This window comes from uncultured Microbacterium sp., from assembly GCF_963528945.1.
GTDB lineage: Bacteria > Actinomycetota > Actinomycetes > Actinomycetales > Microbacteriaceae > Microbacterium.
Map to the genome: position 1 here is coordinate 64,396 of NZ_CAURWX010000002.1, position 21,946 is coordinate 86,341.

Genomic DNA, 21,946 nt, shown 5'->3' on the forward strand with positions numbered 1-21,946 from the left:
GACGCGCAGGGGGCTTCGCTACCGTGGCGGCATGACCGAGCATGAAGATCTGACCGATTCGAGTACGTTCGACCTCGCTGAGCTGTCGATCGGATTCCTCGCTCCGCCCGAGGTCTTCGACGAGCTGCATCGCCGCGTGCAGGAGATGCTCGAGACGGACTTCGAGAACGTGGTGTGGGAGATGCGCCTCAGCCAGAACCTCGCCGACGACCCCGACCAGCGCGAGGGCTACGCGGGTCTGTACGAGCAGGTCGAGATCGAGTCGGCGCACGGCCTCCTGGGCAAGCCGATCATGCCTCCCGCTCCCTGATCCGCTCCCCCTTCACCGCGCTCTCTTCCCCGCCCCCGACCCGGTGAGGGGTCGGAAAACGACGCGAACGGATGCCCCGATACGGCGTGTCGTGACCCCTCACGAGGTCACGCGCGTCACGACGCGCGCGCGACCTCACTCGCCGCGGCGGAAGAAGCGGGCGCGGGCCGCGGCATCCGCGGGGGTGTAGACGACGAGTTGGATCTCGGTCTGGTCCGACGGGCGCAACTGGTGGTGCTCGAACACCAGCCGTCCGAGTCGCGGATGCCGGAACACGCGCTCGCGCGACTCGAACCCGCGCACGTCGTGGCTCTCCCACCGCTCCCGGAACTCCGGGCTCGCCTCCCTCAACCGGCCCACGAGGTCGCGGTAGCGCGGGTCGCCGAGCCGTGGGCCCGCCTCGGCGCGGAATTCGGCGAGGAACCGGCGACTGGTGTCGTCCCAGTCGTCGAGCAGGTCGCGCACCGCGGGGTCGGTGAAGATGAGCCACAGCAGGTTGCGCTTCTCGGGCGGGGTGGTGCCGATGTTCGGGTACAGCGCCTCGTACGCCTGGTTCCAGCCCGCGACGCCCCAGTCGGGGGCGAGGGCGTACGCCGGATGCTCGTCGAGCGCGTCGAGGAAGCGCTGCACGTGCGCGGGCGCGGTCTCCACCGCAGCCCCGACCCCCGGCCGCGCGGGTGAGAACCCGGCGAGGCGCAGCACGTAGTCATGTTCGGCGACAGTGAGGTGCAGCGCGGTGGCGACGGCATCCAGCACCTGTCGCGAGGCGTTGATGTCTCGACCCTGTTCGAGCCAGGTGTACCAGGTGACGCTCACGCCGGAGAGGAAGGAGACCTCTTCGCGGCGGAGGCCGATCGTGCGACCGCGGCCCGCGGGCGGAAGGCCGAACGAACCCCGGTCGAGCTGCTCCCGTCGCGCGCGCAGGAAGGCGCCGAGCTCCTTGCGCTGCTCCTCGTCGACGGCCATACCCACAAACCTAGTGCTTCCACTACTAGTGTCAGCGCCGTCTTCCGGCATCCGCTCCGCCCAGTCAGGGTGGAATCATGCCGACCCCTCTTCGCTCCCGCACCGTCACCCACGGCCGCAATGCGGCCGGAGCCCGCGCGCTGTTCCGCGCCGCCGGCGTCAACGCCGCCGACTTCGGCAAGCCGATGATCGCGGTCGCGAACAGCTTCACCGAGTTCGTTCCCGGCCACACGCACCTGCAGCCGGTCGGACGCATCGTCTCGGAGGCGATCTCGGCCGCGGGCGGCATCCCCCGCGAGTTCAACACGATCGCGGTCGACGACGGCATCGCGATGGGACACGGCGGCATGCTGTACTCGCTGCCGTCGCGCGACCTCATCGCCGACTCGGTCGAGTACATGGTGAACGCGCACCAGGCCGACGCGCTCGTATGCATCTCGAACTGCGACAAGATCACCCCCGGCATGCTCATGGCCGCGCTGCGGCTGAACATCCCGACGGTCTTCGTCTCGGGCGGGCCGATGGAGTCGGGCCGCGCCACCCTCGTCGACGGCTCGGTGCGCACGCTCGACCTCGTCGACGCGATCTCCGAAGCGGCGAATGACACCGTGTCGGATGCCGACATCCAGCGCATCGAAGAGAACGCGTGCCCCACGTGCGGCTCGTGCTCGGGCATGTTCACCGCCAACTCGATGAACTGCCTCGTCGAGGCGCTCGGCCTCGCCCTTCCCGGCAACGGCTCGGTGCTCGCCACCCACACCGCCCGCCGCGCCCTGTACGAGAAGGCCGGCGAGGTGGCCGTGCAGATCACCCGCCGCTTCTACGACGAGGACGACCGATCGGTGCTCCCCCGCGAGGTCGCCAGTTTCTCGGCGTTCGAGAACGCCATGGCGCTCGACATCGCGATGGGCGGATCGACGAACACGATCCTGCACCTGCTCGCCGCCGCGCACGAGGCGGGCATCGACTTCGGGCTGAACGAGATCGACGAGATCTCCCGTCGTGTGCCGTGCCTGGCGAAGATCGCCCCGAACCCGGCCTACGGCCGCATGTACTACATGGAAGACGTGCACCGCGCCGGCGGGATCCCCGCCGTGCTCGGTGAGCTGCGACGCGGCGGTCTGCTGAAGGACGATGTGAGCAGCATCCACTCGCCGTCGCTCGCCGCCTGGCTCGACGACTGGGACATCCGCGGCGGCCGCGCGACCGACACGGCGAAGGACCTCTGGTTCGCCGCCCCCGGCGGGGTGCGTTCGTCGAGCGCGTTCTCGCAGTCGGAGCGATGGACGGCGCTCGATGAGGATGCCGAGAACGGATGCATCCGCGACGTCGCGCACGCCTACTCGGTCGACGGCGGGTTGGCGGTGCTGAGGGGCAACCTCGCCGTTGACGGCGCCGTGGTGAAGACGGCAGGTGTCGACCCGTCGATCCTCGTGTTCTCTGGCCCTGCGGTGGTGTGTGAGTCGCAGGAGGAGGCGGTCGCGAAGATCCTCGGCAAGAAGGTGCAGCCGGGCGACGTGGTCGTGATTCGCTACGAGGGCCCGAAGGGCGGTCCGGGTATGCAGGAGATGCTGCATCCGACGTCGTTCCTCAAGGGGCGCGGACTCGGCAAGGTGTGCGCGCTCGTGACCGACGGCCGCTTCTCGGGCGGCACGTCGGGGCTGTCGATCGGCCATGTCTCGCCGGAGGCGGCATCGGGCGGCGTGATCGCGCTCGTCGAGGACGGCGACATCATCTCGATCGACATCCCCACCCGTGGCATGACTCTCGAGGTGAGCGAGGCCGAGCTCGAGCAGCGTCGCGCCCGCCTGCTGGATGCCGGCGGGTACCGGCCCGTCGACCGTCAGCGCCCCGTGTCGCTGGCGCTGCGGGCGTATGCGGCGATGGCGACCTCGGCCGACCGCGGCGCGGTGCGCGATGTGGAGGCTGTTGAGAACGCGCTGCGCGAGCAGGAGGTTCGCCGGGCCGCCTCGCTCGTCTGACCCGGGTCAGCGGGCGGTCGAGCGGCGTTCGAGGAGGCGCATGGGAACCGTGACCGCCTCGGGTTCTCTCGTGCGGTCGCCGAGGCGCGCGAGGGCGAGGCGGGCGGCGCAGCGGCCCAGTTCCTCGACGTCTCCGGCGACGACGCTGATGCCGAGAACGCGGGCCCATTCCGGGTCGTCGAAGCCGATCACGGCGGGTGCGGCAGCCGATTCGGCGATCTCCTCCATCGCCCCGAGCAGGATGCGGTTGTTGCCCGCGACGATCGCGGTCGGTGGCTCGGCGAGCTCGAGGAGCTCGCGCACGCAGGCGCGTGACGAGGCGACATCGTGCGCGTCGGTGCGCAGCAGGTCGCGCCACTGAACCCCGGAGGCGTCGAGCACATCGCCCATGCCGGCCAGGCGCTGACGGTAGGTGGGCAGCCACGCGTAGTCGCCGATGAACGCGATGCGGCGGTGTCCGCGCTCGATGAGGTGCCGGGCGACGAGACGACCCCCGTCGCGGTTGTCGAACACGACCGAGTCGGCCGCGAGCCCCTCGGCCGGGCGGTCGACGAACACGACGGGGATTCCGCGGGCCTGCAACTGGGCGTAGTCGGAGTGGTCGGTCATGGCCGAGACGGTGATGACGGCCTTGGTCTGCCGGTCGGCGAGGTCGTGGGCCACCCGCTGCTCCTGCTCGGCCGACTCGCGGGAGTTCGCGACCGAGAGGTGCATGCCGCGCGGGCGGATCTCGTCTTCGACGGCCTGGGCGAGCGCCGAGTAGAAGGGGTTCGTGAAGTCGCCGGTGATGAGGCCGATCGAGTCGGCGAGGCGTCCGCTCGCGAGGAGGCTGGCCGCGGTGTTGCGCTGGTAGTCGAGCTCGGCGGCGGCGGCGAGCACGCTCGTCAGCGTCTTCTCGCTGACGTACGACTCCCCGCCGAGGGCGCGCGAGGCGGTCTTCAGGCTGACGCCGGCGCGCGCGGCGACCTGCGCCAGGGTGGCGCGGGGGGCGACCCCGTCTTCGTGTGATGTCATCGTGCTCCTGCTGCTCCGAGCGATCTGCTCATTATGACGGGTGATCCGATGCCTCCCTCTCCTTCCCCACGGGGCATCCGCTGTGATAGCGTCTCGACGTATGACAGCGATGTCATAAAACCATGCCGGCCGTGGCCCTACCCGGGCTGCGGTCGGCGAACGACACACTGCAGTGGAGTTTGAGGAGCAACCATGACGGTTCCCCATTCGAGGAACGCACGGCCCGCGGGTCGTATCTGGGCGGCCGCCGGTGCCGCGATCACCGTGACCGCGGCCATGCTGACGCCGCTGTCTGCGGCAGCCGCACCGGGGGGCACGTTCTCGTCGTCCTTCGAAGCCGCGGATGCCGCGCCGCTGCTGACCGGCACGGGACAGCCGGTCAACGTCACCGGCGACCGGTTCGCGCCCGGCAGCATGCTGCCCGGCGTGAAGAACGTCACCGCGTCGGCGCAGAACACCCCCAACGAGGCCGCCGCATTCGCCGCCGACGGCAACGCGTCGACCAAGTGGCTCGCCTTCGTGAACAAGGGCTGGCTGCAGTACGAGCTCACCGCGGCGCAGCCCCTCGCCCGCTACACCCTCACCTCGGGCAACGACGCGCAGGAGCGCGACCCCAAGAACTTCCGCGTGCTCGGCTCGAACGACGGCACGAACTGGACTCCCGTCGACGAGCGCACCGGCGAGCTGTTCACCGGCCGCGGCCAGACCCGCACGTTCGAGCTCGCGCAGCCGAGCGCGGCGTTCCTCTACTACCGCCTCGACGTGCTCGAGAACCGCACCCCCACCACCAACCTCATCCAGCTCGCCGACTTCGAGCCCATCGCCGCCGGCGACGGCGCCGCGACCCCGAGCGACCTGCGGCTGACCGTCGGCAATGGGCCCACGGCATCCGACACCGCCAAGACCGGCGTCGGCTTCACCGGCACGAAGGCCGTGCAGTACTCCGGCCGCCACCTGGGTGCGGGCCCCGCCTCGTCGTCGACCACCCTGTACGACAACGTCGGCACGGCGATCGGCGACGACACCCAGCTGTCGTACACCGTCTTCCCGATCCTCGACGGCGAGCAGACCTACGCGGCCACGTTCGTGGGCGTCGACATCACCTTCACCGACGGCGGACGCCTCTCGACCTCCGGCGCGACCGACACCTACGGCTACCTCGCGAACGCGCAGGAGCAGGGTCGGTCGAACCGCCTGTGGCCCAACCAGTGGAACAAGGTGACCGTCGACCTCGGCCAGTTCGAGGGACGCACGATCGACGACATCGTGTTCACCTACGACCACCCCGGCTCCGACGTGAAGAACATCGAGGTGCCGACGGCCGCGACCTCGTTCAGCGGATGGCTCGACGACGTGTCGATCGAGGCGGCCACGCCCATCGACACCAGCGACGGCCTCGTCTCGTACGTCGACACCCGTCGCGGCACGAACTCCACCGGCGGATTCTCGCGCGGCAACAACTTCCCCGCGACCGCGTGGCCGAACGGCTTCAACTTCATCACCCCGATGACGAACGCCGACAACACCGGCACGATCTACCAGTACCAGCGGGCCAACGACGCACAGAACCGCCCGGGCCTCAACGGCATCGGGTTCTCGCACCAGCCGAGCATCTGGATGGGCGACCGCAACCAGCTCGCGGTGATGCCCGCCGCCAACGGCTCCCCCACGTCGAGCCTCTCCGGGCGCAAGCTCACGTTCACGCACGAGAACGAGACCGCGCGCCCCGACATCTACGACGTCACCTTCGACAACGGCATCCGCACCGAGGTCACCGCCACCGACCACGGCGCGATCTACCGCTTCACCTTCACCGGCGACACCAGCTCGGTGCTCGTCGACCAGCTCGTCAACAACTCGAAGCTCACCATCTCGGGCAGCACGGTCAGCGGATGGGTCGACGGTGGATCGGGATGGCCGGGCCGCACGCGCATGTTCGTCTACGGCACGTTCGACCAGGCCCCGACGACGGCCGGCGCCACCACGGCCGGCGACCGCAACGGCACCGCCCGGTACGCGGCCTTCGACACGACCGGCGACAAGACGGTCGAGCTGCGCATCGCCTCGTCGTTCATCTCGCAGGACCAGGCGAAGAAGAACCACGGCTTCGAGGTCGAGGGCGTCTCGTTCGACGCGGCGCACGCCGCCGTGAAGGATGCCTGGAACGACCGCCTCAGCGTCGTGCACGACGTGAAGGGCGCCACCGACACCCAGCTCGTCACGCTCTACTCGAGCCTGTACCGACTGAACCTGTACCCGAACTCGCAGTTCGAGAACACCGGCAGCGCAGACGCACCCGTCTACAAGTACGCGAGCCCCGTCGCCGGCACCACCGGGTCGGCGAGCGACACCCAGACGAACGCAAAGATCGTCGACGGTGAGATCTACGTCAACAACGGCTTCTGGGACACGTACCGCACCGCCTGGCCGCTCTACTCCCTGCTCTACCCGGACGTGACGGAGAACCTCGTCGACGGCTTCGTGCAGCAGTACCGCGACAGCGGCTGGATCGCGCGCTGGTCGTCGCCGGGTTACGCCGACCTCATGACCGGCACCAGCTCCGACGTCGCGTTCGCCGAGGCCTACCTCGCCGGCGCCCTGAGCACCGAGACGGCGCTCGAGGCGTACGACGCGGCCGTGAAGAACGCCACCGTGCTGCCGGCATCCAACGCCGTCGGCCGCAAGGGACTCGGGCAGTCGATCTTCCTCGGCTACACCGAGGCGTCGACGCACGAGAGCGCGTCGTGGGGCCTGGAGGGCTACATCAACGACTTCGGCATCGCCGAGATGGCGAAGAAGCTCGCCGAAGACCCGAACACCCCGGCCGACCGCGTCGCGCAGCTGCAGGAGGAGGCCACCTACTTCGAGGCCCGCGCCGAGCACTACGTCGAGATGTTCAACCCCGAGGCGGGCACGTTCACCTCGCGCAACGCCGACGGCTCGTGGACCACGGGTGCCGACTTCGACAAGAAGGCCTGGGGCGGGGCGTTCACCGAGGCGAGCGCGTGGACCTTCGGGTTCCACGCCCCGCACGACGTCGACGGTCTGGCCGCGCTCTACGGCGGCCGGCAGGGTCTGCTCGACGTGATGCACGCGTTCCTCACCGAGCGCGAGAAGGCCGACTACTCCGGCATCCACGAGGCCCGCGAGGCGCGCGACGTGCGCCTGGGCATGCTCGGCATGTCGAACCAGATCGCCCACCACATCCCCTACGTGCTGGCCGAGGCCGGCGACCCGTCGGGGGCGCAGGAGCTGATCCGCGACATCCAGGATCGTCTGTTCATCGGCGACGACATCGGCCAGGGCTACCCCGGCGATGAGGACAACGGCGAGTTCTCGGCCTGGTACGTCTTCTCGGCGCTCGGGTTCTACCCGCTCGAGGTCGGCTCCGGCGACTACACCGTCGGTACGCCGCTCTTCGACAGCGCGACGCTGTCGATCGGCGACACCGAGCTCGTGATCAACGCCCCCGGAGCATCCGCGGGCAAGGACTACGTGGCGGGCGTGAGCCTCAACGGCACCGCCGTGACCGAGACGACCTTCGACGGCGACCTGCTGCGCGAGGGCGGACGGCTCGACTTCACCATGAGCGACAGCCCGTCGGCGTGGGGTGCGAAGGATCTCGGCGAGGAGCTCGAGACCCCGAAGACCCTGGTCGACGCCACCAAGCCGGGCCGTGGAGTTCTCGCGGCGGCCGACGGCACCCCCGTCGGGTCGCTCGTCGACGACAACATGAACTCGAAGGTGACGTTCGCCGGCAAGACCGCCGAGCTCACGTGGACCTCGCAGTCGGGTCCCGTCTCGATCGGGCAGTACACGCTCACCAGCGGCACGAAGGCGAACGCGCCGTCGAGCTGGACGCTGGAGGGCTCGCTCGACGGCACGACGTGGACCGAGATCGACTCGCGGAAGGGTCAGTCGTTCCAGTGGGACACGCAGACCCGTCCGTTCACGGCGGCGAACCCCGCCGGGTTCACGAGCGTTCGACTGACGATGACGACGGATGCCGACGCGCTCGCACTGTCGGAGGTCGAGCTGTTCGCCTCCGCCGCGGCCGCCGACGGCCTCTCGATCTCTGCCGGCGCTCCGCAACGCGTGGCCGTCGACACGGAGTTCACCGGCTCGCTGGCGACCATCGTGGGCACCGAGACGCAGGCCTCGGGCTACGACGTCACGGTCGACTACGGTGACGGCACGAAGGTCGACGACGTCACCCTCACCCGTGACGAGCTGGGCGGCTGGAAGGTCAGCGCCCCGCACACCTTCACCACCCCCGGCACCTACTCCGCCGCGATCACGGTGCGCGACTCGAACGGAGCGGTCGCCCAGACGACCGCCACGGTCGAGGTGTTCCGCGACGAGTCGTTCACCGGCGCCTTCAACAACGTGTGCATCGGCGACCTCGGGGTCACGGCCGCGAACTGCGACTCGCAGGGTCACGGCTACTTCCGCGACAAGCTGGCGGCCGACGGTTTCGTGCAGGGGCAGACCCTGACCGTGCCGAACACGACGCTCACGTACGACCTGCCGGCGATCCCCGCCGGTCAGCCCGACAACATCACGGGCGAGGGTCAGACCGTGAAGGTGTCGCTGGGCGCCGGTGCGACGCAGCTCGCGTTCATCGGGACGGCGACCGAGAGCAACCGCGACTCGCAGGCCACGCTGCACTTCACCGACGGCACCACGCAGACGGTGACGATCAGCCTGGGCGACTGGGTCGGAGCATCCGGCAACCCCTACAAGGGCAACACCGTGCTCACCATCTCGGAGGGTCGCCTGTCGGGCACCGGCGCCGAGTCGGGCGGTGCCAAGAACACGGCCATCTACGCCACCGCCCCGATCGCCCTCGCGGTCGACGGCAACGGTGCGCCGAAGGTCGTCGAGTCGCTCACGATGCCCGATGAGCCGGGCGAACTGAACGACGGCCGCGTGCACATCTTCGCGATCGCCTCCGACGGCGACCGCGCCGCCGCCGCACCGCTCGCGGTCACGGCCGGCACGGTCGACGGGCAGGTCACCGGTGAGGAGTTCGCCGCGACGCTCGCGACGATCACCGGCGGTCAGGGCGAGACGTCGGCGAACGTCAACTGGGGAGACGGCTCGCCCGTCTCCACGGCGGAGGTCGTCGACGGCACCGTCACGGGCACCCACACGTACGCTGCGGCGGGCACCTACACGGTGACGGTCACGGCCGACGACGGGGTCACCTCGGCGGATGCTCAGCTGCAGGTCACGGTGGTCGACCCCGAGCCCGTGTACACCCCGGAGATCCAGGCGCCGACCGGCACGGTCGCACCCGGAGACACCGCGGTCATCACCGGCACCGGCTTCGCTCCCGGCGAGAACGTGTCGGTGCGCATCGACGACGAGGCGCCGGTGGTCGTGAAGGCCGACGGCGACGGCGGCATCCGTGCCGAGGTGGTCGTGCCGGTCGATGCGATCGACGGGGCCCACCCGGTGGTCGCTTTCGGCGACGTGTCGAAGGTCGAGGCGCGGGCATCCGTGCAGGTCGCGGTCGACCCGACCGCTCCGCGCAACACCTCGGTCGCGCTCGCCGCAGGGACCGACGACCCGGTCGCCGGCGAGTCGGTGGCGCTGATCGCGACGGTCAAGCCCGCGGGCGCGGCCGGCAAGGTCGAGTTCCTCGAGGGCGAGCAGATCGTCGGATCCGCCGAGGTCACGGGCGGCACGGCCACGGCCGACGTCGTCATCGCGACCTCGGGGACGCACACCTACGTCGCCCGGTTCGTGCCGGCCGATGAGGACGCGTTCCGCGGATCGGAGTCGTCGCCCCTGACGCTCGACGTGCGGAGTGCTCCGGTGCTCGAGGCCGAGATCACCGTCAGCGTGAAGAGCGTGGTGCAGGGCGGCACGGTCGAGGTCATCGGGCGGGGCTTCGCGCCGGGCGAGAAGGTCTCGCTCACGCTGAACTCCGAGCCGATCCTGCTCGACACCGTGACCGCGGGTGACACCGGTGCCTTCCGCGCCGTGGTCACGATCCCCGCGAACGCCCCGGTCGGCGACCACACGCTGGTCGCTCTCGGAGCGGGCTCTGGCCTGTCGGCCGAGGCGGCCCTCGCGGTCACCGCGGCCCCGGGCGCCGGCGGTGGCGGACTCCCCGCCACCGGTGGAACGGTTCCCGCCGCAGCCCTCGTGGCGCTGCTCCTGCTCCTCACCGCGGGAGGCGTGCTCGTCGCACGTCGCCGCCGCGTGGAGTCCTGACCCCTCCCCATCCCCAGAAATGAAGAGGCCACCTTCCCGCCCCAGGGGAAGGTGGCCTCTTCGCCTGTGGCGCGGTGCGCGGAGCGGTCGTCCTGCGCGCGAACTGCAGGCTCCGGCGGCGGATGCAGGCGATTCGTGCAACATCCGGCCTGCGCTTCGCGTGGGTGCCTGCAGTTCGCCGACCGAGCGCTGAGGCAGAGAACCGACCCCCGAGGCGGCGGGGTCAGACCGCGCGCAGGGCGTGCGGGGCGGTGTTCAGGCGCTCGCAACCGTCGGCGGTGAGCACGACGATGTCCTCGATGCGCGCACCCCACTCGCCCGCGAAGTAGATGCCCGGTTCGATGCTGAAGGCCATGCCCTCGCGCAGCACGAGGTCGTTGCCGGGGGCGATGTACGGCTCCTCGTGCACCGATACGCCGATGCCGTGCCCGGTGCGGTGGAGGAAGGCATCCCCCAGGCCGGCATCCGCGAGCACCTGACGGGCCGCGGCATCGACCTCGGATGCCCTCACCCCCGGACGCGCGGCGTCGACCGCGGTCTGCTGCGCCCGCACCAGCACGGCAATACGCTCGGCAGCCTCAGGCGACGGCTCGCCCACCACGTAGGTGCGGGTGCTGTCGGAGTTGTACCCGCTCGGCACCGCTCCCCCGATGTCGACCACGACCACGTCGCCGTCTTCGATCACCCGGTCCGACACCTCGTGGTGGGGGTCGGCCCCGTTGGGACCCGACCCGACGATCACGAACTCGACCGTCTCGTGGCCCTCGGCGACGATGGCGGCGGCGATGTCGGCAGCGACCTCGCGCTCGGTGCGTCCCGCGCGCAACCACTCCGGCACCCGACGGTGCACGGCGTCGATCGCGTCTCCGGCCCGCCGCAGCTCCGCGATCTCGGCGGCATCCTTGATCATGCGCCCCTCGCGCAGCACGGGCGTCGCGAGCTCCAGGCGCACGCCGAGACGCTCACCGATCGGCACGACGTGCAGGGCGGGAAGGGCATCCGATACGCCCACCCGCGCGGCCGAGCCGATGGCGGCCGCGACGAGATCGTACGGGTTCTCGCCGTCGACCCAGTCGGCGACCGCGAGCCCGAGCGACCCGACCGCCGTGCTGCGCACCTTGGCGAGCTCCATGCGCGGCACCACGACGGTCGAAGCGAGCCCGGGGCCGAGCACGAGGGCCGTCAGACGCTCGATCGTGTCGCCCTCCACACCCACGAGGTACTGCAGGTCGGGTCCGGGGCCGACGATCACGGCGTCGAGTCCGGCGTCGGCGGCGAGGGTGGATGCTCGCTCGAGACGGGAGGCGTACACGGCAGGGGCGAAGGGCGGGGTGCTCACCCGCTCCACGCTACTCCGGCGGATGCCTTCGCCGACGGGCCACCTGTGTTGCCGCGGCCTCAGTAGCTGAGGCTCGGCTGCAGGATGCCGCCGACCAGCACCGTGAAGATCAGACCGGCGAAAGCCACGGCGAGCACGAGCGACACCACGACCGCCCCCCACCGCCGGCGCCGCAGTCGGAAGGCCAGCACCGTGCGCCAGACCGCGGGCACGATGCCCAGCGCCGCGATGACGAGCAGAACCTGTCCGGTACGGATGATGAGGGCATCCGGCGCGGGGCCGTCGGTCAGCAGCGCATTCGCCACGACCGACCAGGGCACGACCGACAGGGCCAGGCTCGCGGTGGCCGCCCACACGAACCATCCGAGTCGCCGCCACGCACGCGGCCGGTCATCGGGCCGCGCCCGCACGCGGCGCACGAGGGCGGCGAGGGGGAAAGCGATCAGCTGCGCGACCAGCACGACGATCGAGCCCGCGGCGACGAGCGGCATGAGGGCCCGCTCGGTCGGCATCGGCTGCAGCGTGAACGCGGGATCGAAGCCGATCGCGATCACGTCGCCGTCGTTCTGGTCGACGGCGATGGTGCGGTCGCCGCCGACCTCGGTCCATATCCACGGCTCCGTCTCGACGAACGGCACCGGCTGCCCCGAGGGGTCGACGATGGCGGAGATCGTCACCTCGCCCTCGCCGTCGGTGGCGACATCGACGCTCGAGAGGATGAAGAAGGCGCGGATGAAGGTCGTCTCACCGCGCCGCGAGAGCTGATAGGTGCCGGCGATCTGCTCGGCATGCGCGGCGGCGGTGTCGGTGGCGACACGCTCCGGTCGGTCGTCGGCGAAATAGCGATCGGCGAAGCCCGCCATCAGTTCGTCGCGGATCACGGTGGACGAATCGGGGTGGATGCCCGAACTGTTGAGGGAGACGAAGATGCCGGCACCGTCATCGGGGTAGATCTCCACCTGTGCGTGGAACGCCGTGAGGTCACCGGCGTGGCTGAGCACCCGATGCCCGTTGCGGTCGCGCTCGAAGAAGCCGAGCGTCATCACCGGTCCCGCCGCGAGACCGCCGAGGTCGGCCTCGGTCAGCGCCGGCTGGTGCATGAGAGCGAGCGTTTCGGGCTGCATCAGCGGCGTCTCGGATGCGCCGAGCTGACCGAGCATGAACCGGCCCATGTCGACGGCGGTGGCCGAGATCGCTCCCGCGGGTGCGGGCGAGACGACCTCGAACGGCACCTCGTCCGACCCGTCGTAGCGGTAGCCCTTCGACATGTCGCCCTGCCGTTCGGCGGGAAGGGGTTGCGCCGTCGTCGCCGTCGTCATGCCGAGCGGGTCGAGGATCCGCTGCTGCACGAGGTCCTCGAACGGGACGCCGGCGGCCCGCTCGGCGACGTACGCGGCGAGCCCGTTCGAGTAGTTCGAGTAGGCCGGCGTCGACCCCGGCATGAAGATCTGCGCGGGCGGGTCGGTCGACAGGGCGTCGCGCAGCGAGACGACCTCGCCACCGGGAGCGGTGATGAGGCCGGCGATCTCGTCTTCGAATCCCGCCGTGTGGCTGAGCAGATTCCGCAGCGTGACGGGCTCGTCGAACGTCGTCGACAGCGGGAAGTCGACGAGCTCCTGCACGGGGGCGTCCAGGTCGAGCCGGCCCTCTTCGACGAGCTGCATGACGACGGTCGCCGTGAACAGCTTCGACACCGACCCGATACGGAACAGCGACGACTCGGCATCCACCGTATGCGCGTCGGTGCCGGTGTCGGCGCTCGCGTCGGTGCTCGTCGCGGTACGTCCGTAGCCCTCCGCGGCGATGATCTCGCCGTCGGCGACGACCGAGACGGTGGCGCCCACGATGCCTTCGCTCCGCAGAGCATCCGGAAGAGTCTCGTCCAACCACTCCTGCACGTCGGCGGCAGACAGTTCGGCCGTGGGGGTGTCGGCCGCCGGGGGCTCGGGCGCCCGGCCCTGTGGGGCGCACGCGGTCAGACAGAACAGGACTCCGGCCAACGCCGAGAGCGCCACGGACAGGGAGCGACGGGATCTCACAGTTCATCCTGGCAGTCCCGCCGCCCTCGCCCCTGCGGGGGTGGCCGTCGATAAGGGGGCAGGCCGAACGGCCCTCCCCCGGCGACGAGCGGCGCGCGCTCAGCCGACGGCGAGCCGGATGCGTTCGGTCAGGGTCTTCCGGTTCGCCGCCGTCAGCTCGAGCAGGGCGTACGCGGTCGGCCACATCGTGCCGTCGTCGAGCTGGGCGATCGGCTCGAACCCGAAGGTGCCGTACCGCACTTTGAACTTGCTCGCGGGCTGGAAGAAGCACAGCACCTTGCCGTCCTTCCCCCACGCGGGCATGCCGTAGTACGTGCGCGGCACGAGCTCGGGCGCGACCTCGCTCACCAGGTCGTGCAGGGCGAGGGCGAGCTTCTTGTCGTTCTCGTCCGCCAGCTTGTCGACGGCCTCGCGCAGGTCGGCCTCGCCGGCGGCACGCTGCTCTTCGGGAGACTTCTTCGCGCGCGAGCGCTTCGCCTTCGCCTCTTTCGCCGCGGCCTGCATGGCCTCGCGCTCTTCGGCGGTGAAGTTCTTGGTGTCTTCGGCCACGGCCGGCTCCTTCGCTGCGGGTGGATGGTGGCGCACCGGAGAGACGTCGCGCCTTCTCTCATGATGACGCCAGTGGTGCGCCGTCGTCCAGGCCTCCCGCTCCCGCGCCGGGGGAGACGTCACATGCGCGTTTCCCCGGGTGAGCGGGGGATAGTGTGAGCGCATGGACCTGCGTGTCGCGGCGTACGCGGTCGTCACCGATGACGACGACCGGCTGCTGCTCGCGCGATGGATCGAGGGCCGCCGCGTCGCGTGGACGATGCCGGGCGGTGGTCTCGAAGACGGGGAGTCGCCGGAGGATGCGGTGCGCCGCGAGCTGCGCGAGGAGACCGGCTACAGCGTCGAGGTCGGCGAGTTGCTCGGCATCCACTCCCGCGTGATCCCCGCCGGACGCCGCGTGCACAAGGCCGACGCCCCGCTGCACACCCTCCGCATCGTCTACCGCGCTCGCGTGCGCGGTGGCCGCCTGCGCTTCGAGACCGACGGATCGACCGACATGGCGGGCTGGTTCACCCGCGCCCAGGTCGCGCAGCTGCAGCGCGTGAAGCTGGTCGACATCGCGCTGCGCATGGCCGGCATCTTCTGATCCCGGCCGGGCCGCCCGCGTTGAGGAAGATCGGAATCGCGATCGCGGCGAGAACGCCGAGGATCACGACCACGATGATGAGCTCGATGAGCGAGAAGCCGGCTTCGCCGTTCTCTTCGCGCTGTGCCTTGTGCGCCTCGACGGCGCGGCGGATGGTTGCACGCATAAGGGGGTTCCTTCATCTCCGGTTGTGGGGACGGGCGCGGAGATGTTTCGCGCACGCCGGAGCGTGACGAACGAAGGGCCTCCCCTGCCCGGCGAGGTCGTCACATGTGGGGGACGACGGCCTCGCAGGACTATATGTATGCCCTCGCATGATGCGCTGTCAAGAGACCCGCCGAAGCGTTTTCCAGCCGTAATGAGAGCGGTCTCGGTACACCGCTTTTCCTCGTATTCGAGCGAGTTTCGCAGCTAAACGCTATAGCGCTCTCGCAGCTCGCGGAGCGCGACCAGGAGCGGTCAGGCGCGGGGCTTCTCGGGCTCGGAGATGTCGGCGACGGTGGCGCCGTAGGCGGCGATCAGAGCATCCGCGTCGACGAACAGGCTGTGTCCGTGCGCGCCCGCTCCCATGGCGATGCGGCGTCCGACGATCGTCTCGTCGGCGTAGACCGGCCAGTCGTTCGTGCTGCCGATGGGCACGATCGTGCCGCGCTCATAGCCGGTGGCGGCGAGGGCGAGCTCTGGCTCGGGGAGGCGCAGCTTGTTCACGCCGACGACGGCGCGCAGCTTGGGCCATGAGATCGACCGCCCACCCGGCACGAGAGCGAACAGGTAGGTGTCGTCGGAGCGCTTGACCACGAGGGTCTTGACGATGTCGGAGGGCTGGAGGCCGAGCAACTCGGCGGCCTCGAACAGGCTCCCCGCCTCCGGCCGCGCGCGGATCTCGATGTCGAGACCGCGAGCGGCGGCGGCGGTGGTGACCCGCGCGTGCGGGTCGAGTGGTGCGTCGGCGCTCACGCGTCGGGCGCGGAGAGCGGGTCGTCCGCGACCCAGAGCTCGTCGTCGGCGCGCAGAGCGGTCCAGGCGGCGTAGAGAACGCCGACCGCCGCGGCGGCACCGAGAACGATGGCGATGATCGAACCGACCCCGCCGCCCTTCTTCGCGGCCTTCTTGCTCTTCTTGTGCGACGACGGCGACGGCAGGCCATGACGCTTGGCGTTCGCGACATCCCACGCGGTGAGGGCGCTGCCCACGACACCGCCGATGACGGGAACGACCTTGTCGTCGACGACGTGCTTGCCCACCTTGACGACGGGGTTCACGACGGGTGCGAGGCGCCGGTTGTAGGTGTCCTGCACGACCGGCACGACCTGCTCGCGATTGAAGTTGCCGAGCTGGCGACCCGCTTCACGGGCGACGCCGGCAGCATGCCCGACGAGCTCCTGCTGGGCCTCCCAGAGCTGGTTCGCGTCCTTCTGCAGACGACGCAGTTGCTTCTTCCGCTTACGGCTGAGGCTCACGTTGCTCTCCTGTCCATGGTGGAGTACGGGTTCCCCATACTGCCAGAACAGGCTGGATGCGAGGAGGGAATCGTCGCCCCTTGACATCCGACCCTCCGACCCGCAATCCCCGGCTCCCTCCCCGCACACTCTGCGAGAATGAGGGCATGCCTCACGCTTCTCACGTCGCAACCCTGCACACCAACCACGGTGACATCGTCATCAACCTCTTCGGCGACCAGGCCCCGAAGACGGTCAAGAACTTCGTCGGCCTCGCCGACGGCACCCAGGAATGGACGCACCCCGCCACCGGCAAGCCGGGCGAGGGTCCCCTCTACAAGGACGTCGTGTTCCACCGCATCATCCCCAACTTCATGATCCAGGGCGGCGACCCGCTCGGTCAGGGCGTCGGCGGTCCCGGCTACAACTTCAACGACGAGATCAGCCCCGAGCTGAACTTCAACGAGCCCTACATCCTCGCCATGGCGAACGCGGGCCTGCGTCGCAACGCCATCACCGGCCAGGCCGAGGGCACCAACGGCTCGCAGTTCTTCATCACCACCGACCCGACGCCGTGGCTGCAGGGCAAGCACACCATCTTCGGCGAGGTCGCCGACGACGCCTCCAAGGCCGTCGTCGACAAGATCTCGGCCGTTCCGACCGCGGCGGGCGACCGTCCGATCGAGCCGGTCGTGCTGCACTCGATCGACGTCGTCGCCGCCTGACGACAGCTTCGGCCGATCCGGATGACCACGCCTGAGTTCTCCCGCAACCGCGACAACTTCTGCTACCGGCATCCGGATCGGCAGAGCTTCGTGCTCTGCCAGCGCTGCCTGCGTACGATCTGCCCCGAGTGCCAGACGCAGGCCCCGGTCGGGGTCATCTGCCCCGAGTGCATGGCCGCCGAGCGCAAGAACCGCACGCCCGCCCAGAAGCGCGCCGAGCGCCGCTGGCGCGGTGGCGGGGCCGCGGTCATGGGCACCACCCGCCCCGGCCGACCGATGGTCACCTATGTCCTGCTCGCGGTCACTTCGTTCATCGGCCTGCTGCAGCTGATCCCCGGCCTCGGCGACGCGATCACCTCGCAGCTGGTCTTCGCCGCGGCCTACCTCTACCCCGACCTCACGGGCGCGCCCTTCGAGCCGTGGCGCCTGCTGACCGCGGTCTTCGCGCACGGCGGGTTCATCCACCTCGCGCTGAACATGCTCGCGCTGTGGCTCATCGGCCAGGGTCTCGAGCCGATGCTCGGTCGCGCCCGGTTCCTCGCGCTCTATCTGATCAGCGGGCTCGGCGGATCGGTGATGGTGGCGGTCCTCGATCCGGGGCAGCCCACCGTCGGAGCATCCGGCGCCATCTTCGGCCTCATGGCGGCGCTGTTCATCGTGGGTCGTCACCTCGGTGCGAATGTCACCGGCATCCTCGTAATCCTCGCGATCAACTTCGTCTACGGACTGGTGTTCGGCGGCGGACGCATCTCGTGGCAGGCGCACCTCGGCGGACTGCTGATCGGGGCGCTGGTCGCGTTCATCATCGTCAAGACGAAGCGCCGCGACCAGAGGATCTGGCAGATCGTCGCGCTCTCGGCCCTTGTCGTCGCCCTTCTCGCGATCGTCTTCGTGGTGCCGCCGCTGCTGCTCCTGGCCTGATCAGAGGTTGTTAACAACTCTGTTAACACCTGTGAATAACACCCGTGTAATTCTCCCCAGGTGTGGATAGACCTGTGGATAACTCTGTGGGCGGCTTGTGAGTTCTTGAGGATGCCACGACGAAGGCCCCCCGCCGGAGCGAGGGGCCTTCGGAAGACGAGACGGATGCGGTCAGCGCCAGCGTGTGGTCATCAGGAAGCCGATCAGCGCGATGCCGAGGCCGATGGCGAGGTTCCAGCTGCCCAGACCGGGGATCGGGAACTGCTGACCGGAGATGTAGAACACGAGGATCCAGATCAGGCCCAGCAGCATGAAGCCGACCATCACGGGCTTGAACCAGACGGCGTTGGGGGCGACATCCCCTTCGGAGCGCTCGATCACGGGTTCTTCGGGCTTGCGGTCTCGTGCCATTCCGCCAGTGTACCGAAAGCGCATGGCCGTACCCACAGCGGATGCTCCGCCGTCAGCCCGACGGGATAAGATCGCGCCATGAGTGCATCCGTCGTTCCTGGGGGGCGGCGCGCACGGGGGTCCCGTCCGCGTTCGCGCGCGACCTTCGCGAGCGTCCTCGGCGAGCTCCTGCTCACCGCCGGCGTGCTGGTGCTCCTGTTCGTGGCATGGCAGATGTGGATCGGCGACATCATCATCAACGCCCAGAAGAACGACGAGGGCGCGGCCATCGTCGCGGAGTACGCTGCGGGGCCCGTGCCCGAGGCCCCTCCCGCCGTGGTAACCGATGACGGCACGACCGTGTATGAGCCGGTCATCCCCGCGCATCCGGCCGAGACCGAGCAACTCGGGGTGATGCACATCCCGCGCTTCGGCACCGACTACGTGAAGGGCATCTACGGCGGCACCACGCGCGCGCGCACGCTCGACCACCTCGGCATCGGCGTCTACACCAACTCCAAGATGCCCGGCGAGGTGGGCAACTTCGCCATGGCCGGTCACCGCACCACCTGGGGCAAGCCGTTCAACCAGCTCGACAAGCTGCAGATCGGCGACGCGATCGTCGTCGAGACGCCCGACGGCTGGTACACGTACCGCTTCCGCACGCTCGAATACGTCAAGCCCACGCAGACCGACGTCCTCGCCGACGTGCCGCAGATGCCCGAGGTGGCGACGGGGGAGCGGTACATCACGCTCACGGCATGTTCACCGCTGTACTCGCTCGCCGAGCGCATCGTGGCGTACGGCGTCTTCGAGAGCTTCCAGCCCCGTGCCGAGGGTCCGCCCGCGGCGCTCACCGATCCGCCGCCCCCGCCGGCCGCGCCATCTCTCTGAGCGACGAGGAGAATCCATGTACTCCGCATTCTGGCGCCTGCTGCCCGGACCCTGGTTCGTGCGCCTGCTCATCGTCCTCGTGCTCGTCGCCGCCATCCTCTACGGCCTCTTCTGGTACGTGTTCCCGTGGATCAGCCCCATCGTGAACCCGGGCGAGGTCGACCTCGAATGACCCGGGTGCTCGTGGTCGACAACCACGACAGCTTCGTGCACACCCTGATCGGCTACCTGCACGAACTGGGTGCCGAGACCCAAATGGTCGAGGCGGATGCCGTCGATGTACATGCCGTAGAAGGCATGATCGACGGATTCGACGGGCTCCTGCTCTCGCCGGGCCCCGGAGCGCCGCGCGATGCGGGTGTCTCGATCGATGCCGTGCACCTCGCGGCCCGGCGTCGGATGCCGCTCCTGGGCGTCTGCCTCGGGCATCAGGTCATCGCCGAGGCCCTTGGCGCTCCGGTCTCCGAAGCACCCGAACTCATGCACGGCATGGTGTCGTCGGTCACCCACGACGCATCGAGCCTCTTCGACGGCATCCCGTCGCCGTTCGCCGCCGGGCGGTACCACTCGCTGGGGGTGGGGGAGTCCGACCTACCCGCCGAACTGGCGGTGACCGCTCGCGCCGACACGGGCGCGGTGATGGCGATCGCGCATCGCGACCTGCCGATCGTCGGGGTGCAGTTCCACCCCGAGAGCGTGCTCACCGAGGGTGGCTACCGGTTGTTGGCGAACTGGCTCGCCGCGTGCGGTGACCCCGACGCGGCCGCCCGTTCGGCGAAGCTGCACCCGCTCGTCGGCTGACGACTCGCGCCGGCTGACGACTCGAGCGGCAGCTCAGCCGGCAGCACCGGTGCAGTACCGCAGTTCGACGGTCGATCCCACCGCCACGTCGCCGGGAGGCGCCGACATCGAGACGACCGTGGGCGGCGTCGTCGCGACGCAGTCGGCCTGCTCGATCGGCGCGGCCACGAGTCCCAGGTTCTCGAGATTCGCGGTGGCGGCGTCGACGGTCCAGCCCGCCATGTCGTTCAGCGTGACCTTGCCGCTGGCGACCACGAGGTTCACGACCGTGCCGGGCGCGACCTCGGCATCGGCCGGCTGGCTGGCCGAGATGACGGTGTCGGTCGCGAGGCCCTTGTCGTTGCGCTGGATGACGGTGCCGACGGAGAGCCCCGCGTCGGTCAGGGCCTTCTTGGCGGCGTCGAGCTTCATGCCCTCCACCGACGGCACGACGACCATCTCCTGACCGGTCGACACGTACAGGGTCACGAGGTCGCCCTCGTCGACGGCGGTACCAGCGGCCGGATCGGTGCGGATGACGTTGCCCTCGCCCACCTCGGCACTCGACTCGAGCACGATCTTGGCTTCGAGATCGAGTCCCGCCAGATCGTCTTGCGCGCGCTCGGAGGCGACGTCGACGAGATCGGGCACGACGCGGGCCGAGTCGGGCACATCGGGAGTGCGCACGGTCACGACCCAGAAGAGCACGGAGGCGATCAGCACGGCGAGCAGGGCGACACCCGCCCAGATCCACGCGACCGGAGGACCCGACTGCGTGCGGGCCATCGTGGTGTCGGTGCTGAGCTGTCGCAGCGACCGAGCGGTCTCCTGCGCCTGCCGGGGATTCGGCCCGTAGAGCTCGCTGGTCAGGGCACCGAGCTGCTTACGGGTCGGTGCGGCGCCCGTGACGGCCCCGTCGAGAGCCGCGCGGAAGTGCGCGGCATCGGGGTACCGCTGGTACGGGTCCTTCGCGAGCGCACGCAGCACGATCGGGTCGAGCGCCCCGGGTACCTGCTCGTTGAGCTCGGTCGGCGGGATGGGCGTCTCGCTGACGTGCTGGTAGGCGACGGCGACGGGGGAGTCTCCCCGGAACGGCTGACGGCCCGTGAGCAGCTCGTAGAGAACGACGCCCGTGGAGTACAGGTCGGCGCGGGCGTCGACCGGCTCGCCCTTGGCCTGCTCGGGTGAGAAGTACGCGGCGGTGCCGATGATCTGCGTGGTCTGCGCGACGGTCGACGACGAGTCGGAGACGGCGCGGGCGATGCCGAAGTCCATCACCTTCACCTTGCCGCTCGGCAGCACCATCACGTTGCCCGGCTTGATGTCGCGATGCACGACGCCGGCGCGGTGCGAGTAGTCGAGCGCCTCGAGGATGCCGTCGACGTAGCGCACGGCATCGTCGAGCGGCACGGGGCCCTCGGCGATGATCTGCTTGAGCAGGCGGCCCTGCACGAGTTCCATGACGATGTACGGCGGATCGTCGGACGACGGGTCGCTCGCCGAGTCGCCGGCGTCGTATACCCGCACGATCGAGGGGTGCGACATGCGCGATGCGGCCTGCGCCTCCAGGCGGAAGCGCGTACGGAACGCGGTGTCGCGGGCGAGGTCGGCGTCGAGGATCTTGATCGCGACGTCGCGTCCGAGGGTCAGGTCGTAGCCGCGGTAGACCTTGGCCATGCCGCCCTGGCCGATGAGCTCATCGACGCGGTAACGACCCGCGAGAACGCGTGGCTCTGTGGACACGGCTGGACCCCCTGGAACACGAACGGTGGAATGACTCGACGGGCAAC

Annotated in this window: 19 protein-coding genes; 9 read left to right on the forward strand and 10 right to left on the reverse strand. The window is 69.7% G+C overall.

Translation table 11 applies throughout. From position 1 onward, the window contains the following. The first annotated feature begins 31 nt into the window (after positions 1-31). Positions 32-310, forward strand: a complete 279-nt coding sequence (locus tag RWS82_RS07485) for a hypothetical protein (protein WP_314648347.1) — start codon at positions 32-34, stop codon at positions 308-310. Between the two features lie 135 nt (positions 311-445). Here RWS82_RS07485 and RWS82_RS07490 read toward each other — a convergent pair whose 3' ends face one another. Then, a complete protein-coding gene (locus RWS82_RS07490) occupies positions 446-1,276 on the reverse strand; it encodes a helix-turn-helix transcriptional regulator (RefSeq protein ID WP_314648350.1) in 831 nt (276 codons plus the stop codon). Positions 1,277-1,353: 77 nt separating this feature from the next. Between RWS82_RS07490 and ilvD the strand changes: the two genes are divergently transcribed. Beyond that, positions 1,354-3,258 (forward strand): dihydroxy-acid dehydratase, encoded by a 1,905-nt coding sequence (ilvD, locus tag RWS82_RS07495; protein ID WP_314648353.1) that lies wholly within the window; start codon positions 1,354-1,356, stop codon positions 3,256-3,258. A gap of 6 nt (positions 3,259-3,264) precedes the next feature. Here the strand turns inward: ilvD and RWS82_RS07500 are convergent, their stop codons facing one another. Then, on the reverse strand, positions 3,265-4,272 hold the full coding sequence (locus RWS82_RS07500; RefSeq protein WP_314648355.1) for a LacI family DNA-binding transcriptional regulator: 1,008 nt from the start codon (positions 4,270-4,272) through the stop codon (positions 3,265-3,267). A 192-nt stretch (positions 4,273-4,464) separates the two neighbouring features. On the opposite strand from RWS82_RS07500, the gene RWS82_RS07505 reads away from it, so the two are divergent. After that, positions 4,465-10,494 carry a GH92 family glycosyl hydrolase gene (locus tag RWS82_RS07505; RefSeq protein WP_314648358.1) on the forward strand — a complete coding sequence of 2,010 codons (6,030 nt, stop codon included), beginning with the start codon at positions 4,465-4,467 and terminating at the stop codon, positions 10,492-10,494. Between the two features lie 223 nt (positions 10,495-10,717). Here RWS82_RS07505 and RWS82_RS07510 read toward each other — a convergent pair whose 3' ends face one another. The 3 genes from RWS82_RS07510 to RWS82_RS07520 form a co-directional block, all read right to left on the reverse strand. Further along, the gene (locus tag RWS82_RS07510) at positions 10,718-11,833 is read right to left on the reverse strand and encodes a Xaa-Pro peptidase family protein (RefSeq protein ID WP_314648361.1); all 1,116 of its coding nucleotides are present in this window, start codon (positions 11,831-11,833) and stop codon (positions 10,718-10,720) included. Positions 11,834-11,892: 59 nt separating this feature from the next. After that, a complete protein-coding gene (locus RWS82_RS07515) occupies positions 11,893-13,872 on the reverse strand; it encodes a serine hydrolase domain-containing protein (protein WP_314648363.1) in 1,980 nt (659 codons plus the stop codon). Between the two features lie 99 nt (positions 13,873-13,971). Continuing rightward, positions 13,972-14,421 carry a DUF1801 domain-containing protein gene (locus RWS82_RS07520; RefSeq protein WP_314648365.1) on the reverse strand — a complete coding sequence of 150 codons (450 nt, stop codon included), beginning with the start codon at positions 14,419-14,421 and terminating at the stop codon, positions 13,972-13,974. Between the two features lie 163 nt (positions 14,422-14,584). On the opposite strand from RWS82_RS07520, the gene RWS82_RS07525 reads away from it, so the two are divergent. Beyond that, positions 14,585-15,007 carry an NUDIX domain-containing protein gene (locus RWS82_RS07525; RefSeq protein WP_314648369.1) on the forward strand — a complete coding sequence of 141 codons (423 nt, stop codon included), beginning with the start codon at positions 14,585-14,587 and terminating at the stop codon, positions 15,005-15,007. Here the strand turns inward: RWS82_RS07525 and RWS82_RS15175 are convergent. The 3 genes from RWS82_RS15175 to RWS82_RS07535 form a co-directional block, all read right to left on the reverse strand. Then, a complete protein-coding gene (locus RWS82_RS15175) occupies positions 14,931-15,173 on the reverse strand; it encodes a type IV pilin protein (RefSeq protein ID WP_400190073.1) in 243 nt (80 codons plus the stop codon). The genes RWS82_RS07525 and RWS82_RS15175 overlap by 77 nt on opposite strands. A 293-nt stretch (positions 15,174-15,466) precedes the next feature. Then, positions 15,467-15,895 carry a YbaK/EbsC family protein gene (locus tag RWS82_RS07530; RefSeq protein ID WP_314649498.1) on the reverse strand — a complete coding sequence of 143 codons (429 nt, stop codon included), beginning with the start codon at positions 15,893-15,895 and terminating at the stop codon, positions 15,467-15,469. A 65-nt stretch (positions 15,896-15,960) separates the two neighbouring features. After that, on the reverse strand, positions 15,961-16,467 hold the full coding sequence (locus RWS82_RS07535; protein ID WP_314648371.1) for a DNA helicase: 507 nt from the start codon (positions 16,465-16,467) through the stop codon (positions 15,961-15,963). A gap of 146 nt (positions 16,468-16,613) precedes the next feature. On the opposite strand from RWS82_RS07535, the gene RWS82_RS07540 reads away from it, so the two are divergent. Both RWS82_RS07540 and RWS82_RS07545 read left to right on the forward strand, forming a co-directional pair. Further along, complete coding sequence (locus RWS82_RS07540; RefSeq protein ID WP_314648374.1) at positions 16,614-17,171, forward strand: peptidylprolyl isomerase; 558 nt, start codon at positions 16,614-16,616, stop codon at positions 17,169-17,171. 21 nt (positions 17,172-17,192) lie between these two features. Beyond that, positions 17,193-18,092 (forward strand): rhomboid family intramembrane serine protease, encoded by a 900-nt coding sequence (locus RWS82_RS07545; protein WP_314648377.1) that lies wholly within the window; start codon positions 17,193-17,195, stop codon positions 18,090-18,092. Between the two features lie 171 nt (positions 18,093-18,263). On the opposite strand, the gene RWS82_RS07550 is transcribed toward RWS82_RS07545, so the two are convergent. After that, positions 18,264-18,503 (reverse strand): cell division protein CrgA, encoded by a 240-nt coding sequence (locus RWS82_RS07550; RefSeq protein WP_314648380.1) that lies wholly within the window; start codon positions 18,501-18,503, stop codon positions 18,264-18,266. A 78-nt stretch (positions 18,504-18,581) separates the two neighbouring features. Between RWS82_RS07550 and RWS82_RS07555 the strand changes: the two genes are divergently transcribed. Genes RWS82_RS07555 through RWS82_RS07565 form a run of 3 tightly spaced genes read left to right on the forward strand, consistent with a single transcriptional unit; the run spans position 18,582 to position 20,177 of the window. Next, positions 18,582-19,376: a class E sortase gene (locus RWS82_RS07555; protein WP_314648383.1), complete on the forward strand. Its 795-nt coding sequence runs from the start codon at positions 18,582-18,584 to the stop codon at positions 19,374-19,376. Positions 19,377-19,392: 16 nt separating this feature from the next. Further along, positions 19,393-19,548 carry a hypothetical protein gene (locus RWS82_RS07560; protein WP_314648386.1) on the forward strand — a complete coding sequence of 52 codons (156 nt, stop codon included), beginning with the start codon at positions 19,393-19,395 and terminating at the stop codon, positions 19,546-19,548. Next, a complete protein-coding gene (locus tag RWS82_RS07565) occupies positions 19,545-20,177 on the forward strand; it encodes a glutamine amidotransferase-related protein (protein WP_314648388.1) in 633 nt (210 codons plus the stop codon). The genes RWS82_RS07560 and RWS82_RS07565 overlap by 4 nt, the downstream gene beginning before the upstream one ends. 33 nt (positions 20,178-20,210) lie before the next feature. Here RWS82_RS07565 and pknB read toward each other — a convergent pair whose 3' ends face one another. Continuing rightward, positions 20,211-21,899 (reverse strand): Stk1 family PASTA domain-containing Ser/Thr kinase, encoded by a 1,689-nt coding sequence (pknB, locus tag RWS82_RS07570; protein ID WP_314648390.1) that lies wholly within the window; start codon positions 21,897-21,899, stop codon positions 20,211-20,213. Positions 21,900-21,946: the final 47 nt, after the last annotated feature.